This is a genomic window from Paucibacter aquatile, assembly GCF_002885975.1.
Lineage (GTDB): Bacteria > Pseudomonadota > Gammaproteobacteria > Burkholderiales > Burkholderiaceae_C > Paucibacter_A > Paucibacter_A aquatilis.
The window spans coordinates 533440-550336 of record NZ_POSP01000004.1; the positions used below are offsets into that span (position 1 = coordinate 533440).

Here is a 16897-nt window from a genome sequence, read left to right on the forward strand (position 1 = left end):
TTTTTCTGTCCCGCTGCGGGTGAGTGTTTGGCATTTGTGCCGATTCAGCTGATCTGTAGGTCGTGCTCCAATCGCTGATGCTCAATAGTTTGCTGGATCTCAGCTTGTTCGGTGATGCGCTGGCCGCTATGGCCTATGCCGTTTTCACCTTGTACTTCGCCTGGAAGCTGTGCTGGCAGCGCAGCGCTCCAGCCCACATTGTTTCCTACGTCTTTCTCTCGGCCTTGCTTGTCAGCACGGGCTGGGCGGCCTTTTCCTGGCTCACCCAATGGCTTCGTTTGCCGATCGAGGTCGATGTCTGGCTGATTCCTTTGGCGGATTGGTTGCGCTACGCGCTGTGGCTGGCATTTGTGTGTCTGCTGTTACGGCCCGCCGATGGGGGCGCTCGGGCGGCAGGTCTGCCGCGTTTCGCGCCGCTCGCCGTCGTGGTGTCTTTGACATCTCTGGCGTTTTTGATCTCGCGTGAGTACAGCAGCCCGTGGTTGTCTTGGCCTGTCATGCTCAGCCGACCGGCGGCATTTGCGGCTCTGGCTCAGGCCGTGGTCGGGCTGATTCTGGTGGAGCAGTTGCTGCGCAATGTTTCGGCCGATTCGCGCTGGAACGCCAAGCCGGTTTGCCTTGGCTTGAGCGCCATCTTTGCATTCGATCTGTTTTTCTTTTCGCAGGCCGCCTTGTTTCGCCGCTTTGACAGCGACGCATTGAGTGTCCGCGCCCTGGTCCACAGTCTCGCGGTCCCATTGTTGTTCATGGCCGCACGCAGGCAGGTCGACTGGCTGGACAAACTCCATGTTTCTCGCGCCGCGGTGTTCCACTCGGCCGCGCTTTTGCTCGTGGGCGCCTACCTTTTGCTGGTTTCGGCGGTGGGCTATTACGTGCGCTACACCGGCGGCGAGTGGGGCAGGGCCCTGCAACTGGCCCTGATGTTTGTGGCCTTGATTGCACTGGCTGTGGCGGTGCTGTCCGGCGCAATTCGGGCTCGCTTGAAGATCTACATCAGCAAGAACTTTTTCAATTACCGCTACGACTACCGAGAGGAGTGGCTGCGTTTCACGGCCATTCTGTCTTCTGGCAGCTCTCCGCAGGAGATGGGGCTGACGGTGGTCAAGGCCTTGGCCAATCTGGTGGAAGCCCCTTCCGGAGCTTTGTGGTTGCGCCGTGGTGCCGAGGCTGAGCTGCGCCCGGTGGCGAACTGGAACCTGCCTCAGCAGGATCGCGCGGAGCAAGCTGCCTCGGGCTTTTGTGAGTTCTTGCGCGAACGCAACTGGATCGTTGACATCCAGCAACTCCATGCTCAGCACCAGCACTATCAGGCCGTAGCCCTGCCCGAATGGTTGCTTGCGGATTCACGCTACTGGCTGGTCATTCCATTGATCGTGGGTGGCGAGTTGCTGGGCTTGGTGGTTTTGGGGCGACCGAGGGCGCCGATCGAGGTCAACTGGGAGGTTCGCGACCTGCTCAAGACCGCCAGCAGCCAGGCTGCCAGCTACCTGGCACAGATGCAGGCGGCCGAAGCCTTGCTCGAGGCGCGCAAATTCGATGCCTTCAATCGCATGTCCGCCTTTGTGGTTCACGATCTGAAGAACATCGTCACGCAGCTGTCCTTGATGATGAAGAATGCAAAGCGGCTTCGAGATAATCCCGAGTTTCAGCAGGATATGCTGGACACGGTGGAGAACTCGCTGGAGAAGATGCGGCAGCTGATGTTGCAGCTTCGCGAGGGTGAGAAGCCCCATGGGGTGAGCAGCGGTGTGGACTTGGTCGGGATTGCCAAACGTCTGGCCGCCGCGGCGGAAGCCAAGGGGCGCCGTTTGAACTTGCAGTTGAGTCAGGGGCTGCGCACGCGCGGCCACGAAGATCGCGTCGAGCGCGTCATTGGTCACGTTGTGCAGAACGCCTTCGATGCCAGTGCGGCTGATGCCGAGGTGCGGCTGGTTCTGGAACAGAATGGCAGCATGGCTCGCCTCATCGTCAGTGATCAAGGCTGCGGAATGAGCGAAGATTTCATCCAGAACCGTCTTTTCAAGCCGTTCCAGACGACCAAATCCAGCGGTATGGGGATTGGCGCTTATGAAAGTTACCAATACCTGCAAGAGTTGGGTGGAAAGATTTCGGTGGACAGCAAACTCAAGATCGGGACCACAGTGACGATTTCATTGCCTTTGTTTCATGGCGGTGGTGCGGGAGAGCACTCTTTGGTGGGAGGCGCATGAGCGCAGTGCGACAACAGCCTTTGCTGATCGTTGAAGACGATCTTGCGTTGCAAAAGCAGCTCAAGTGGTCACTTGATCGATTCGAATCCGTGTTGGCTCAGGACGTGGCTTCGGCCGTGCTGCAGTTTCGTCGGCACAGTCCTGCCGTGGTGACCATGGATCTGGGCCTGCCGCCCGATCAGGATTCGGTGTCCGAGGGGTTCAAGTGCCTCGAGAAGCTGTTGGAGTTGGATCCTTCGGCCAAGGTCATCGTGCTGACCGGTCAAAACGATCAAGAAAACGCGCTGCGAGCCATCCGCATGGGTGCGTATGACTTTTTGTCCAAGCCCGTCGATCCAGATGTGCTGAGCTTGACGGTCGAGCGCGCTTACCGGCTGTACGAACTGCAGCAAGAGAATCGACGCCTGCAGACCGCGCAACAGACGGGCGCATTGAGCGGCTTGGTGACCCGTGACGCCCAGATGCAGCGCATCTGCCGCACGATTGAGAAGGTAGCCAGCAGCGATGTCACCGTGCTTTTGCTCGGAGAGAGCGGCACCGGCAAGGAAGTGCTGGCCCAGGGCCTGCATGAAGCCTCCAAGCGGGAAGGGCGTTTCGTCGCCATCAACTGCGCCGCCATTCCTGAGAATCTGCTGGAGAGCGAACTGTTCGGCTACGAGAAGGGTGCCTTCACGGGTGCCAGCAAGACCACCATCGGCAAGATCGAGACGGCCCATGGGGGCACGCTGATGCTGGACGAAATAGGCGACCTGCCCATGCCGCTGCAGGCCAAGCTTCTGCGCTTTCTGCAGGAGCGTGTGATCGAGCGCGTTGGCGGGCGCAAGGAGATTCCGATCGATGTGCGGGTGATCGGGGCAACCCATCAGGATCTGAAAAATCAGATCAGCTCGGGCGGCTTTCGCGAGGACCTGTATTACCGACTGGCTGAGATCGTGATCGATATCCCGGCTTTGCGTGATCGCCAGGGCGATGCGGTCCTGTTGGCGCACACCTTCTTGCGCAAGTTCAGCAGCGAGTTGCGTCGGCCCGGACTCAGCCTGGGCGAAGATGCAATTCGCAAGATCGAGTCCTATGCCTGGCCCGGCAATGTGCGTGAATTGCAGAACATCATCAAGCGCGCTGCCATCATGGCCGATGGTCAGCAGATCACGGCTGACGACATCGGTATCGCAGTTGCTGCCCCATTGGATGGCGAGGAGCTGGCCGTTCTGGACTTGCGCACAGTGCGTGAGCGCGCCGAGCGGCAGGCTGTCGTCGCCGCCCTGGCGCGTGTGGATGGCAATATCTTGCGCGCGGCCGAGTTGCTGGGCGTCAGCCGTCCGACTCTGTATGACTTGATGGACAAGCTCCAGATCAAGGCTTGACGCAGGAGTGGGGCCTGTAGCCAGCGCTGTGTGGCCCCAGGCGGGTAAATCGGCGCTGGGCAACTCGCGACAGATGCGTCATTGTCGGGCGGGTTAGCCCGGGCCCTGCGTCGGGTCGGATTGTGGCGAGGCGGTGAAAGCTGGGTGTCTTGGGCTCTCGATAAGACGGGTGTCTTGCCACTTGCAAACTTTGTCACGATTTGTACGCTCGGCGTATATTGGTCGGATGGTGGCGCGCGTGTTCGCAGGATGTTGAATGCTCGCCATTCCCGCTGATTCCATGCGCCGTGGCCCTGCCGCCGCGGCGCGTTGGGTGACGCATCAGATTGAGGAATCTATGAGTCAAATCCGCCGGTCCAATTTCCGCAAAAGCCTCCATCAACAGCTACGCGGCTTGTTCCGCAAGTTCCCGCAGAGCATCCGATTTCCTTTCTACCGGCGCATGGTGGATTGCGATCCCGCGCCTGACAGTCGGCTGGAGCTGAAAATTGCAGAAACCCAGGAGGAGCTGGAGGCTTGCTTTCAGATCCTGCATGACGCCTATGTGTCCAGCGGTTTCATGAAACCGCATCCGTCGGGTATGCGCGTTACGATCTACCACGCATTGCCCACGACCACGACTCTGTGCGCCAAGTTCGACGGCCGCGTGGTGGGCACCATTTCCATCGTGCGGGAGGGGGTGTTCGGCTTCCCGATGCAGACTGCGTTTGATTTGACGCAAGTGCGTGCAAAAGGCGGCAAGATAGCAGAAATATCTGCTTTGGCGGTGCATCCTGAGTTTCGGCGTACCGGCGGCGCGATCTTCTTTCCTTTGGTGAAGTTCATGCGCCAGTACTGCGTCGAGTACTTTGATACCCGCCACCTCGTGATTGCCGTCAACCCTGATCGTATCGAGCTCTATGAAGCCGTGCTTTGCTGCGAGCGCTTGCAAGCCAACGTGATCGATCACTATGACTTCGCCAACGGCGCGCCAGCCGTTGGCGCGACGCTGGACTTACGTTTGGCACCTGAGGTGTTCCGGCGAACTTATGGTGGCCGGCCGCCTAAAAAGGACCTGCACAACTATTTTTTCGAGTTGTCTCTGCCCAATATCAAGCGCCCGAGCCGCAAGTACTTCACCACCAACGATCCGGTGATGACGCCCGAGCTGCTGGACTACTTTTTCAATCAAAGAACCCAGGTTCTTCCGCAGTTGGACGATCGCAAGAAGTCCCTGCTTTGGTCGATTTACGACCAGGTCGAGTACCGGGCTGTTTTGCCCTTGCTTCAAGGCTCTGCGGATCATGGCCATCCATTGCGCCGACATCAGCGCTATTCCATTCGTTGCCCAGGTGCGGTTGAGTTCAGTGTGGACGGCTCGAAGCGCAACTTTGTGCTGGATGTCATTGAAATTTCGCTCTTTGGTTTTCAAGCGGAGTGCAAGCTCAATCTGCCCTTGGAACAAGACGGTTGGGCCGAGATCGATCTGGGGCAGAACAAGCGCTCGCGGGTGGAAGTGCGTTCGGTGCGTCACCGCGAAACCGAGGCCGGGCACTTTTATGGTTTCAAGCTGACCGAACCCGACACCATCTGGCGCGAGTGTGTGGCAGCGCTGGAAATGAGTTTGACTTCAGGGGATCTGGCTTGAAAGAGGTCGGCATCAGCCTTGCTCAGTCTTGCGCAGCGTATCTTCGCGCCCTTGTGCGCGCACTGTGTGCGGGGCTGCTTGTCTCGCTGGTAGCCCATGCGCAAAGCTCGGCCTCGGCCTCGGCGTTGACGCCTGCCGAGATCATTGCTCGAAGCAAGCCCTCGGTGGTGTTGGTTGGCACCTTCAACCCTTTGGCCACGCCCCGTTTTTCGTTTCGTGGCACTGGCTTCGCCGTCGCTGATGGCACGCGCATCGTCACCAACGCCCATGTGCTGCCGGAGCCGGGTTCAGAGCAAGCATCGCAGTTGGCGGTGCAGGTCAAGCAGGCCAGCGGTGCGTGGGAGTTGCGCAAGGTGCTGGACCTCAGCCTGGAGCGCGCCCATGACCTGGCTGTTCTTGAGATCGGTGCCCCGGCGCTGCGGCCTTTACCCTTGAAGACCGAGTTGCCCGAGGAGGGCACGGAGGTGCTGTTCATTGGCTTCCCCATCGGCGGTGCGCTGGGGTTTTCACATGTCAGCCATCGTGGCATGGTCTCGGCCGTCACGCCGGTTGCCTTGCCGGCCCCCAGTTCCACCACACTCAATGCACGCAATGTGTCGCAGCTGCGCGCAGGCTCCTTCAACATCCTGCAGCTGGATGCGACGGCCTACCCAGGCAACAGCGGCGGGCCGGTGCTGGATGCGCGCAGCGGCGAGGTGCTCGGCGTCATCAATATGGTCCTGATCAAGAACACCAAAGAGTCCGTGCTCGCTCAGCCCTCAGGAATCAGCTACGCCATACCGATAGAGAACGTGGCTCGCATTTTGCAACGCTGATCCGCCGGCATCGGGCCCGGCACGTCCTGCCGTGCTTGCAGTAAAGGAGTAGTCATGAATGTTTTGATCACCGGTGGCGCAGGCTTTATCGGCACCCACACCACACGTGCTTTGGTGGTCCAGGGGCATACGGTCCGAATCCTGGACAGCCTTGACCCCCAGATTCACGGGGCTGCACCTCAGTTCAGTGCCGAATTGCAGCAGCTTGCGGATTGCCGTCTGGGCTCGGTTCTGAGTTTGAGTGACTGCATGCAGGCCTTGGACGGTGTTGATGCGGTCTACCACATGGCAGCCCGCACCGGTGTGGGTCAAAGCATGTATGAAATCGCCGATTACGTGTCCACCAATGTCCTGGGCACGGCGGTGCTTTTGGAAGCAATTCTGAAGAAGAAGATGCAGCTGCACCGCCTGGTGCTGTCTTCGTCACGCGCGATTTACGGCGAGGGCCTTTACAACTGCGCGAGCCATGGTGTGCAGCATCCCGAGATTCGCTCGGTCGAAGCCATGAATCGCGGCGACTTTTCCATGCCTTGCCCACACTGCCAGACTGCCATGCAGGCCTTGCCCACCACGGAGGATTGCCCCTCTGCGCCGCTGTCGGTTTACGCGCGAACCAAGAAGGAGCAGGAGGACTACTGCGACTACTTTGCCAAGACCTACCGTTTGCCCGTCACCACGCTGCGCTACTTCAATGTGTACGGTTCCGGCCAGTCCTTGAAGAACCCCTACACCGGGGTGGTGTCCATCTTTTTTTCGCTGCTGCGCGAAGGCAAGGCCTTGTCCATGTACGAAAGTGGCTTGCCGATCCGAGATTTCGTTCATGTGCGTGACGTGGTTCAAGCCAATTTGCTGGCCTTGAGCTCGCCCCAGGCGGCAGGTCAGAAGTTCAATGTCGGATCCGGTGTTCCCGCCACCATCGCGGACATCGCGCGTACGCAAGCGCAAGCCATGAAGCTTGAAGCCAGCTTGGAGGATCGGGGCGAGTTCCGGGTGGGTGACATCTTTGCCTGCTATGCCGATCTTGAGCATTCGCGCCGCGACCTGGGTTTCAAGCCTCAAGTGGACCTCTTGCAGGGCATGGAAGAGTTTGTGGCCTGGGCCTCGGGCCAAGCGTCGGCCAATTTGTACGACAAGACCGTGAGCGAGCTCCGCGCTCATGGCTTGTTTGGGCAGGCGCGCCGGTCTTGACCGAACTCAACTTCCGCACGCCCCGAACCGAGTCGCCGTAGAAGCAAGCCATGTCCGCACCGAAACTTCTGTTCGTCGCCGAGGCTGTGTCCCTGGCCCATGTGGCGCGCCCTAGTGTCCTGGCCCATTGTGCGGTTGCGGCCGGCTATGAGGTGATATTTGCCAGCAACGGCCAGTTCCCGGTGTGTTCTGCCAGCCCGGAATGGCAGTCCTACGCCTTGCACAGCATCGCGCCTGCGCTGTTTCTGCAGCGTTTGGCGGACGGTCAACCGGTGTACAACGAGGCCGAGCTGCGGGCGTATGTCGATGCCGACATCCGCATGCTGGAGGCTTTGCGTCCAGCGGCCATCGTCGGTGACTATCGACTGTCCCTGAGTGTGGCCGCGCGCAAAGTCGGCATCCCTTTGATGTCGATAGCCAATGCCCATTGGAGCCCTTTCGCTCGTGATCAGCAAATGCAAGCGCCTGAAATGGCGCCGGCCCGATATTTGGGCTACGCGGGTCTTGATCTTGTGTTTCGTGCCGTCTGGCCCTGGGCCAGCTTGCATCACTGTGCAGCCATGAATCGCGTGCGAGCCGACTACGGCCTGCCGGCCTACCGAAGCTTGCGTGAATACTATTGCGACGGCGATCTGACGCTGTATTCCGACACGCCGGCTCTGGTGCCAACCGCGGATTTACCGGCTTCCCATCGTTATGTGGGGCCCATCGTCTGGTCGCCGCAGATGACGCCGCCGGATTGGTGGGGCGTACCAGCGGGACAAGGTCGCCCGCTGGCCTACATCACCTTAGGCTCGACCGGCAGTGTCGATCTGCTGCCGGCCATCATTGATGCCTGTCTGGCTGAGGGCATGAGCTGCTTGGTGGCCACTGCAGGGCGCAGCGATTTCCGCTCGGACTCGCCCTATGTGTTTTGTGCCCCATATCTTCCGGGCAGCGAAGCGGCGGCCTGCGCTGATGTGGTGGTCTGCAATGGTGGTAGCGCCACGGTTCAACAGGCTCTGCAGAAGGGGCGGCCCGTGCTGGGCATTTGCTCCAACCTCGATCAGGTCTTGACCATGAAGGCCATGCAGCAAGCCGGTGTCGGGCGCTATTTCCGTGCCGGGCAGTTCTCGCAGTCACGCATGCGCCAAGCACTGCGCGACTTGCGCGACGAGCCCGCGCTGCGTGCGCGTGCCCTGGCCATGGTCGAAGAGTTTGCGCGCTGGGATCCGCGTGTTCACTTTCCGAAGGCTTTGGCCGCGGTTCTGTCCTGAAGATGCGTCGCTCCGGGCCTGCTGTCCTGGGCCTGAGACAATGCACGGATGAATCCTTTATCCATGTCTGCATCTTCCCAGACCGTGCCCGCCGATGTGCGGCCCGAGGGCTTTCTTCGCGTCCAGGCTGCCTTGCTGCAACGGGGTCATGAACATCCGCCGCGCTGGCTGGACGTGGCGGCACGTACTTCGCAAGAAGCCGCCGATGCGTTGGGTGTCAGCCTTGGCCAGATTGCCAAATCGGTGGTGTTCCGTCGCCGCAGCGACGAGGCCGCGGTGATGGTGATCGCTTCGGGGGATCGCCGGGTCGACGAGAAGAAGCTGCAGCAGCACACCGGCGCTTTGGGGCGCGCGGACGCCGAGTATGTCAAGGCTCGCACCGGTTTCTCGATTGGCGGTGTGTCGCCACTGGGCTTTGCGCCGGCCGCAGATCTGCCCCAGCCGCTCTTGTTTCTGGATGCCGATCTGCGGCGCTTTGACTTCATTTGGGCCGCGGCCGGACACCCTAACGGCGTGTTCCTTATGAGCCCCGAGCAACTCCAGCGCCTGACGGGCGCTGAGTTCATCGAGGTGGTGCAAGCATGAGCGCGCTGCGCCCCCCTTCGCCGCCGGCCGTGCCGGCTCCTGGTTCCACCGTCAGTTCGCCCTGCACCAACATCTGCCGCATCCATGCAGCCACCGGTTGGTGTGAGGGCTGTGCGCGCAGCATTCCGGAGATCACCGTCTGGTCTAGAGCTGACGATGCGACACGGCTTGAGATCCTGGCGCGCCTGCCGGCGCGGCGCGAGCAATTGGCGGAGCAAGGCATCTTCATTGCCTGAAGATCGCGCCCCCCTTGCTCTTGTTTTAGTCATCCACCTGCAACAGGCTGAGGTCGGCAGGGCCGCAGCCGCCGTACCGGAGTCCTTCGCATGAAACATCTGCGTTTTTATTTCGATCCCATCTCTCCCTACGCCGCGCTTGCCTTCGAGCATCTGCCTCAGGCCCTGGAAGGGCTGAGCTACAGCGTCGAATACCGGCCGATTCTGTTCGCCGCTTTGCTCCACGCCTTGGGGCAGAAGGGGCCAGCCGAAATCGAGCCCAAACGACAGTGGACCTTCCGTCAGATCAGTTGGGCGGCGCACAAGCTGGGCCAGCCCCTGCAGGTCCCGGCCCAGCATCCTTTCAATCCGCTGCCGCTGTTGCGCCTGGCCTGGGCGTGTGCGCCGGCCGGTGACACGCCGAACCGGGCCACGGTGGAGCGCATATTTCGCCATGTTTGGCGCAGTGAGGGCGCTCATCCTGCCGACGCAGCTCGTCTGGCAGCGCTGAGCCAAGAACTGGCGCCGGTGCGCGATCCGGCCAGCGAAGAGGTCAAGGAGACCTTGCGCGTGGCCACCGAGGCCGCGCTGACCCTGGGCGTGTTTGGCGTGCCGACGATCGAGGTGGACGGTCGCCTGTTCTGGGGCCTGGACTCATTCGATATGGTGGCGGCCTACCTCAAGGGCGACCCCTGGTTCCAGCAAGGTGACTGGGAGGCGGCCGCGGTACCGCGCCCTGGAGTGCGTCGGGCGGCCCCCTGAGCAGCGCACTTCCCTCAGGCTGTGCCCGGGAGGGCGCGGTCTGTGCATGTCTTGAGCTGACGAGCTAGTTCAGCGGCATGGCGAGTCTGACAATGCCAGCCCGGGACTTACCCTGAAAAGTCTGAAAATTTCGCATCACGAAATTCTCAAGCAGGGTTGCAGCGGATTTTGTCAGCCTGCGTTCAGTTCGGCGTCAGAGTTGGGTCAGAGCCGACTCCCATGATGCGTGTCAAGAGCTACCGGTCGGTGGCTCTCAAGCAAACGTCGGTTTGCAAGAGGATGGGCCCTCAGCCTTTGCCGGTGAGAGCCTCTCAGGACCCCAGGTCCATCCCCTTGTGGCCGGCTGCAATCAACGGAGACACCCACCATGGCAACTGCAAACGCAGTCTCCACCAACACGCCGATGACGGCCGAGGAAAAGAAGGTCATCTTCGCTTCCTCGCTCGGAACCGTGTTCGAGTGGTACGACTTCTACCTCTACGGTTCGCTGGCGGCCATCATCGCCAAGCAGTTCTTCTCGCAACTGGATCCGCAGGCGGCGTTCATCGCTTCGTTGCTGGCCTTTGCGGCCGGCTTCATCGTGCGCCCCTTCGGCGCGTTGGTGTTCGGTCGCCTGGGCGACATGATCGGTCGCAAGTACACCTTCCTGGTGACCATCCTGATCATGGGTCTGTCGACCTTCATCGTCGGTATCTTGCCGGGCTCGGCCACCATCGGTGCCGCAGCCCCGGTGATCCTGATCGGTCTGCGCATGCTGCAGGGCCTCGCGCTGGGCGGCGAGTACGGCGGTGCAGCCACCTATGTGGCCGAGCATGCGCCTCACGGCAAGCGTGGCGCCTACACCTCCTGGATTCAAACCACCGCGACCCTGGGCCTGTTCCTGTCGTTGATGGTGATTCTGGGCACCCGTACCGTGGTCGGTGAGGCTGCGTTCGCCGAGTGGGGCTGGCGCGTGCCTTTCATCGTCTCCATCCTGCTGCTGGCCATCAGCGTCTGGATTCGTCTGTCGATGAATGAATCGCCGGCCTTCCAGAAGATGAAGTCGGAAGGCAAGACCTCCAAGGCCCCGCTGTCCGAGTCCTTCGGTCAATGGAAGAACCTGAAGATCGTCGTGCTGGCACTGTTCGGCCTGGTTGCCGGTCAAGGCGTGGTTTGGTACTCGGGCCAGTTCTACGCCCTGTTCTTCCTGACCAGCGTGCTCAAGGTGGACAACGCCACGGCCAACATCATGGTGGCGGTCTCGCTGCTGCTGGGCACGCCTTTCTTCGTGGTGTTCGGTACGCTGTCCGACAAGATCGGCCGCAAGCCCATCATCATGGCCGGCCTGCTGCTTGCCATCGTCACCTACTTCCCGCTGTTCAAGGCCCTGACCAACGCCGCCAACCCGGATCTGGCCAAGGCACAAGCGACCGCGCAAATCACGTTGACGGTGGACATGAACACCTGCTCCTTCCAGGGCAGCCCGATTGCGCGTGAGGTGGACTTCACCAGCTCCTGCGACATCGCCAAGCGTGCGCTGGCCCAGTCTTCGGCCAGTTATGAGACCCTGCCCGGCGAGGCCGGTTCGGTGGCCGTCATCAAGATCGGCGAGAAGGTCATCACCGGCCTGAATGCCACCAAGCTGAACGAGCACAAGTTCGATGAAGCCACGACCAAGGGCATCGCTGCCTTCAAGAAGGAACTGGCTGAAGGCCTGAAGGCTGCAGGCTATCCGGCCAAGGCCGATCCGGCCAAGGTCAACCAGCCGCTGGTGGTGGGCATCCTGTTCATCCTGGTGCTGTACGTGACCATGGTCTATGGTCCGATCGCCGCCATGCTGGTGGAGATGTTCCCGACCCGTATCCGCTACACCTCGATGAGCCTGCCGTATCACATTGGTAACGGCTGGTTCGGTGGTCTGCTGCCCTCCATCACCTTCGCGATGGTGGCTCAGAACGGCAACATCTATCACGGCCTGTGGTACCCGATCGGCGTGGCCGCCATGACCCTGGTCATCGGCCTGCTGTTCGTGCGTGAAACCAAGGATGTGGACATTTACGCCAAGGACTGAGCGTTTCATCTTCGAGCCATCTGGCTCATCAAAAGGGAGGCCCTGGGCCTCCCTTTTTTATTGGGCTTGTTGCTTGCAGAGGAAATGCGTGCAGGTGCGCTGGGCGAGCCGATCCACGCTCAGGCAGATGGGCTCGGGGCAGATTTCTTGCTAAATTGGTCTTACTTTGGTTTTATTGGCTTTCACATGAACACCAAGCTCTGTTCCCTTGCGTCTGCGGTTTCCCTTGCTTCCAGGCGCTGGCTGGGGCCGCTGCTCGTGCTCGCAGCGCTGCCGGTAGGTGCGCCAGCGAGCGCGCCACCCCCGGCATCGACGCCGGCCGCTGCCGGCGCATCGGTTCTGGCGGGGCTTCCGGTGGACCTGCGGCCGCTGCGCAGCTTGTCGCCGGCGGATGAGGACTTCAGCGACCTTGCCCCTTTGGCCAAGGAACTGGACGGTGTTCGGGTTCTGGCCTTGGGCGAGCAGACCCATGGCGGCCGCGAGGAGTTTTTGCTCAAGCTGCGCCTCTTGCGTTTCCTGCATGAAAAGCTGGGCTACGAGGTGCTGCTCCTGGAGAGTGGCTTTTATGACATTGGCCGTCTGGCTCAGGCGATGGCCGCGGGTCAGAGCCTGGATGCGCTGGCGCCAGGCAATGTGTTTTTCATGTACGCCAAGACCGCCGAAGGCCGCTTGTTGCTGCAGTATCTGGATCGTCGGCAGCGCAGCAGCCGCCCATTGCAACTGGCGGGTTTCGACAGCCAGCACAGCGGGGAACTCAGCCTGAAAGGCTTGCTGCCCGGGCTGCGAGAGCGCATTCAGCAGCGAGCGCCTGAGCTGGCCCGGGACCATCTCTGGCAGCCCTTCGCGCAACTCGCCCAGGCCTTGCTGAGTCTGCGGCCGCCCCTGCCCGAGGCTGCGGAGCAAGCCGGCTTCTTCCAGCAGGTTCAGGCCCAGCGTCAGGCCTTGTGCCGAGAGATTCCCCCGGAGCAGCGTGCCGGTGTCGGCTCCGAGGGGTGGTGGTGCCAGTTGTTGGGCAGCATCGAGTCCCAGGCGCGCAGCCTTTGGAGCGAGGGGCGCGACTTTCAGCGCGATATCCAGATGGGCCGCCATGCCATCTGGCTGATGGAACAACAGTTCCCGGGCAAGAAGGCCGTGGTGTGGGCGCATACCGTGCATGTCGCGCGAGGCTTTGAGCGCAGCCCGGCGCACCCGCAATCCGGTGAGGTGATGGCCCGGCACTGGGGCCCGGCCTACAAGGTGCTGCAGTTCAGTGCCAGTGGTGGTCAGGTGCTGGATTACCTGCGCGCAGTGCCGCAGTCTGTGCCTGCGCCGGTGCCGGGCAGTCTGGAGGCCTTGCTTGGCCGATCTCACCCAGGTGCTGTGGCGTCGCCGGCCCAGCTCTTGATCGCGCGTGGACCGGTGACGCTGCCCCAGCACAATTTTGAGTACCAGAGTGGGGGCATCGAAGCCTCGCGAGGCCCGGGTCGCCTGGGACAGAACTGGGATTTTCTGATCCACATCCCGCGCATGAGCCCTGTGCAGATGGTGCGCTGAGGCGCATCCGAGCTCAGCCTGCGCTCAGGCTGCTGTCAGCTTGGCTGGCAAGAATGCCGCCATCCTTTCTTCTTTTAATGGGAATACACCATGTGGAAACTGCTCGTCGGCTTCATTGCGTTTGCGGCTCTGGCCATCTTCATCATGAGCAAGGGTGGCGACATTGACATGAGCGGCGAGAAGCACGATGTGGCGGTTCCCCATGCCGCCGAGGCGCCCGCGGCCAGTTCGGCCCCGGCCTCTGCGACCCCGGAAGCCGCCTCTGCGCCGGCTTCAGCCGCTTCGAACTGAGTCACGCCAGGTGCCGGGCCCAGCCCGGCGGCATCGGCTTGGAGCTGAGCGCTCTGTGAAGGGCGCGCTGCGAACCCTGGCCGGCAAGGGCGCTCAGTGCAAGGCGTCCTCGCTGCCGCCGCTGCGCTGTGGGGCATTCAGCGGCAGGCGCATCACCATGCGTGTGCCCTGGCCGACGCTGCTGATCACCTCGATTTGCCCGCCCAGCACATGGGTGACGATGTTGTGCACGATGTGCATGCCCAGGCCGGAGCCGCCGGTGCCCAGCTTGGTGGTGAAGAAGGGATCGAAGATGCGGCGGCGCACCGATTCGTCCATGCCGCGGCCGTCGTCCTCGACGCTCAGTTCCACCTCCTCTCCGCTGCTGCCGTACATGCAGCGCACCAGAACCTGGCCTTGTTCGCGGCCTTCAAAGCCATGCACCAGGGCGTTGATCAACAGATTGGTCAACACCTGGCCCAAGGAGCCGGGGTAGCTGCTCATCGCGATGCCGCGGGTCAGTTCGGTCTTGATCAGGAATGGCGTGTGCTTGAAGCTGGGCTCCACCATCACCAGCACATCTTCGATCACGCGATCGAGTTCGAAATCTCGCCGTGAGTCGGTGGTCTGGTCGATGGCCACGCGTTTGAAGTCGCGCACCAGGTCGGCCGCTTTCTGCACATTGCGTTGCAGGATGTCCTGCCCGCGCCGGGTGTCGCGCACCAGGTCCTCCAGCACGCTGCGGCGCATGGGCGTGTTGTTCGCCAGCATCTCGTCGAGCTGTTTGTAGCGATCTTCCAGAGAGGACACCACGGTCAGGGAGTTGCCCAGCGGCGTGTTCAGCTCATGGGCCACCCCGGCCACCAAGCGGCCCAGCGAGGCCAGCTTTTCCGACTCGACCAGCTCATGCTGGGCGGTCTTGAGGTTGGCCAGGGCCTGGGTCAGGTCGGCATTGCTGGTGGTCAGCTCGGCGGTGCGCTGCTCCACCTGTTCCTCCAGGGTATTGGCATGCTCGCGCAAGGCATCAAAGGCCTGCAGCAGGGACTGGCGCATATGCTCCATGGCCTGGCCCACCCGGGCGATCTCGTCGCTGCCTCCCAGCTTCAGCGGCTGCTGCAGCTGGCCGGCGGCCAGGGCTTCGGCGGCCTGGGTCATCTGGGTCATGGGTTGCAGCACCCGCCGCTGCATCACCCAGAGGATCAGGGCCGAGGACAGGGTCAGGGTCAGAAAGCTGCGCCAGAGGGTGCGCAACATTTCCGCCTGCTTGGTCTCCAGCAAGGGCGCTGCACTCATCTCGACCGTCAGCTCGGCGATCTTGCGGCCATCGCGCAGCACGGGCCGGCTTTCGCTGAGCGTCAGGTCCGGTTCGTTGGCTGCCAGCTTGCGGCGCAGCTCCTGGAAGGGGGCGACATTGGAGGGTTCACGCACCACCACCGAGACAAAGCGAGGGTCGTCGAATTGGGCCTTGATCATGGGCTCGGCCAGGTCAGGCGAGACCTGCCACACCGGTTCGGCCAGGGACAGCGACATGACCTCGGTCGTGCGCACCAGATCTCGTTTCAGGTCCTCCAGCGCGGTCCGCCGGGTTTTCTGGGCGTCGTACAGAAGCACCAGTGCGGTCGGCACCAGGAGGCCGATCAGCAGGGCCACGATGACGGCGTAGCGCAGCGAGGCGCGTTCGAACATCACGCGGTCTGCTCCGTGGCCGGGGCTGGGCGGGAATGCGTCAGCGGCAGGATGTTCAAACGGGGCGTCATTGCAAGGGCAGGGGCCGAACTGCCCTCAGTGTATGGGCAGACGCGGCCCGGTCAAGTCGGGGCAGTGGCCCGGCGTCGCGCGGCTGCGTCGGAGGCGCCGCGGGCGGGCTGCCGGGCAGGCTGGTGCTGTGCATGGGGGCGGGCTCAGGCCGCCTCCGCGCTGAGCACGGTGACGCAATTACGGCCGCAGCGTTTGGAGGCGTAGAGCGCGCGGTCAGCCCGCTCAAAGAAGTCGTTCGCACTCTCGCCCGGTGTCATCTGCGTCACGCCCATGGACATGGTGATGCGCTCCAGACTGGGCTGGGCCTGGGCCGGACGGATGCGGCTGGCCGCCACGCTGGCGCGCATCTGTTCGGCCAGACCTTGGGCCTGCGCCAGGCTGGCATGCGGCAGCAGCAGGGCGAACTCCTCGCCGCCCACCCGCGCCGGCAGGCTGTCGCCGCGTGCCACCTGCTTGAGCGTTTGGGCCACGGCGCGCAGCACATGGTCGCCGAACAAATGGCCAAAGCTGTCGTTGACGCGTTTGAAGAAGTCGATGTCGCCCAGAACCAGGCAGGGCGCTTGCGCGTCCTCGGCAGGGCGGTCCTCGTGCTGGGTTCGCAGGCCGGTGCGGCTGGCGGCGCACAGGCTGAGCTCCTGCTCGAAGGCGCGGCGGTTGGCCAGACCGGTGAGCGAATCCACCAAGGCATCGGCCCGCGCCCGGCGCACTTCTTCGCGCAGCAGGCGCAGCTCGTTCTGGCTGCCGTCCAAGCGCTCCTGCAGGGTTTGCAACGTGGCGCGGATGTCCTGGGTACCGACCAGCAATTGCTGGACGATCTGGCCCGGCGTCTGTCCGCTGCGCTCGGCCGCAGGCACGGCCTCGACCAGCAGCTCTTCCACCCAGCGCTGCAGCGAGGCCTCGAACCCGGCCGTTTGCTGGCCGGCCAGCGAGGCCGAGGCCGACAGGGTGTCGAGCACCCGGTTCAGGCCGTCGCCGATGTTCTGGGCGGTGCGGGCATTGAAATCGCTGACATGGTCCTGGTAGAGCTGAAGGGTCTGCGCCTCGTCGAGGCAGCGCTCGTCCCGCGTCAAGGTTTGCAGGGCGTGGCTCAGGGCGGGGTTGATGCCGCTGACATGCTCGTACCAGACCGCATAGCTGATCGGGTGCAAAGCAGCGCGCTGACGCGTCATCTGGGGCAGGGCGGCGCGCAGGTGCTCGGCGCTGCGCGCCATGCTGTCTTGGTATCTCATCGGGGAACCCTCGAAGCTTGGCGTTTTGATTGCTT

At 62.4% G+C, this 16897-nt stretch carries 14 protein-coding genes; 12 read left to right on the forward strand and 2 right to left on the reverse strand.

What is annotated here, in order from left to right; translation table 11 throughout:
- Positions 1-62: 62 nt before the first annotated feature.
- The 12 genes from prsK (at position 63) to C1O66_RS22065 (ending at position 13896) form a co-directional block, all read left to right on the forward strand.
- On the forward strand, positions 63-2210 hold the full coding sequence (gene prsK / locus C1O66_RS22010) for an XrtA/PEP-CTERM system histidine kinase PrsK (protein WP_243392923.1): 2148 nt from the start codon (positions 63-65) through the stop codon (positions 2208-2210).
- The gene (gene prsR / locus C1O66_RS22015) at positions 2207-3574 is read left to right on the forward strand and encodes a PEP-CTERM-box response regulator transcription factor (RefSeq protein WP_102770148.1); all 1368 of its coding nucleotides are present in this window, start codon (positions 2207-2209) and stop codon (positions 3572-3574) included. The genes prsK and prsR overlap by 4 nt, the downstream gene beginning before the upstream one ends.
- 256 nt (positions 3575-3830) lie before the next feature.
- Positions 3831-5201 carry a GNAT family N-acetyltransferase gene (locus tag C1O66_RS22020; RefSeq protein ID WP_243392924.1) on the forward strand — a complete coding sequence of 457 codons (1371 nt, stop codon included), beginning with the start codon at positions 3831-3833 and terminating at the stop codon, positions 5199-5201.
- Entirely contained in the window at positions 5153-6016 is an 864-nt protein-coding gene (locus C1O66_RS22025) for a S1C family serine protease (RefSeq protein ID WP_165794735.1), read from the forward strand. The genes C1O66_RS22020 and C1O66_RS22025 overlap by 49 nt, the downstream gene beginning before the upstream one ends.
- Positions 6017-6070: 54 nt before the next feature.
- Positions 6071-7204 (forward strand): NAD-dependent epimerase/dehydratase family protein, encoded by a 1134-nt coding sequence (locus C1O66_RS22030; RefSeq protein WP_102770150.1) that lies wholly within the window; start codon positions 6071-6073, stop codon positions 7202-7204.
- A 50-nt stretch (positions 7205-7254) separates the two neighbouring features.
- The gene (locus C1O66_RS22035; RefSeq protein ID WP_102770151.1) at positions 7255-8460 is read left to right on the forward strand and encodes a glycosyltransferase; all 1206 of its coding nucleotides are present in this window, start codon (positions 7255-7257) and stop codon (positions 8458-8460) included.
- Positions 8461-8523: 63 nt separating this feature from the next.
- Positions 8524-9045, forward strand: a complete 522-nt coding sequence (locus C1O66_RS22040) for a YbaK/EbsC family protein (RefSeq protein ID WP_102770152.1) — start codon at positions 8524-8526, stop codon at positions 9043-9045.
- Positions 9042-9281, forward strand: coding sequence for a DUF1289 domain-containing protein (locus C1O66_RS22045; protein ID WP_102770153.1), 240 nt, complete (start codon positions 9042-9044; stop codon positions 9279-9281). Before C1O66_RS22040 ends, C1O66_RS22045 begins: the two co-directional genes overlap by 4 nt.
- Before the next feature lie 90 nt (positions 9282-9371).
- Complete coding sequence (locus tag C1O66_RS22050; RefSeq protein WP_102770154.1) at positions 9372-10022, forward strand: 2-hydroxychromene-2-carboxylate isomerase; 651 nt, start codon at positions 9372-9374, stop codon at positions 10020-10022.
- A 367-nt stretch (positions 10023-10389) separates the two neighbouring features.
- On the forward strand, positions 10390-12072 hold the full coding sequence (locus tag C1O66_RS22055) for an MFS transporter (protein WP_207796057.1): 1683 nt from the start codon (positions 10390-10392) through the stop codon (positions 12070-12072).
- A 417-nt stretch (positions 12073-12489) separates the two neighbouring features.
- On the forward strand, positions 12490-13605 hold the full coding sequence (locus tag C1O66_RS22060; protein WP_165794736.1) for an erythromycin esterase family protein: 1116 nt from the start codon (positions 12490-12492) through the stop codon (positions 13603-13605).
- 90 nt (positions 13606-13695) lie between these two features.
- Positions 13696-13896: a hypothetical protein gene (locus C1O66_RS22065; RefSeq protein WP_102770157.1), complete on the forward strand. Its 201-nt coding sequence runs from the start codon at positions 13696-13698 to the stop codon at positions 13894-13896.
- A gap of 93 nt (positions 13897-13989) precedes the next feature.
- On the opposite strand, the gene C1O66_RS22070 is transcribed toward C1O66_RS22065, so the two are convergent.
- Both C1O66_RS22070 and C1O66_RS22075 read right to left on the reverse strand, forming a co-directional pair.
- Entirely contained in the window at positions 13990-15561 is a 1572-nt protein-coding gene (locus tag C1O66_RS22070; RefSeq protein ID WP_102770158.1) for a sensor histidine kinase, read from the reverse strand.
- A 215-nt stretch (positions 15562-15776) separates the two neighbouring features.
- Entirely contained in the window at positions 15777-16862 is a 1086-nt protein-coding gene (locus C1O66_RS22075; RefSeq protein WP_102770159.1) for a GGDEF domain-containing protein, read from the reverse strand.
- Positions 16863-16897: the final 35 nt, after the last annotated feature.

Excerpts from the sequence above, each read along its gene's own strand:
- prsR (WP_102770148.1), top strand. The coding sequence starts at position 2,207 with ATGAGCGCAGTGCGACAACAGCCTTTGCTGATCGTTGAAGACGATCTT.
- C1O66_RS22020 (WP_243392924.1), top strand. The coding sequence starts at position 3,831 with ATGCTCGCCATTCCCGCTGATTCCATGCGCCGTGGCCCTGCCGCCGCG.
- C1O66_RS22030 (WP_102770150.1), top strand. The coding sequence starts at position 6,071 with ATGAATGTTTTGATCACCGGTGGCGCAGGCTTTATCGGCACCCACACC.
- C1O66_RS22035 (WP_102770151.1), top strand. The coding sequence starts at position 7,255 with ATGTCCGCACCGAAACTTCTGTTCGTCGCCGAGGCTGTGTCCCTGGCC.
- C1O66_RS22040 (WP_102770152.1), top strand. The coding sequence starts at position 8,524 with ATGTCTGCATCTTCCCAGACCGTGCCCGCCGATGTGCGGCCCGAGGGC.
- C1O66_RS22045 (WP_102770153.1), top strand. The coding sequence starts at position 9,042 with ATGAGCGCGCTGCGCCCCCCTTCGCCGCCGGCCGTGCCGGCTCCTGGT.
- C1O66_RS22050 (WP_102770154.1), top strand. The coding sequence starts at position 9,372 with ATGAAACATCTGCGTTTTTATTTCGATCCCATCTCTCCCTACGCCGCG.
- C1O66_RS22055 (WP_207796057.1), top strand. The coding sequence starts at position 10,390 with ATGGCAACTGCAAACGCAGTCTCCACCAACACGCCGATGACGGCCGAG.
- C1O66_RS22065 (WP_102770157.1), top strand. The coding sequence starts at position 13,696 with ATGTGGAAACTGCTCGTCGGCTTCATTGCGTTTGCGGCTCTGGCCATC.
- C1O66_RS22070 (WP_102770158.1), bottom strand. The coding sequence starts at position 15,561 with ATGTTCGAACGCGCCTCGCTGCGCTACGCCGTCATCGTGGCCCTGCTG.
- C1O66_RS22075 (WP_102770159.1), bottom strand. The coding sequence starts at position 16,862 with ATGAGATACCAAGACAGCATGGCGCGCAGCGCCGAGCACCTGCGCGCC.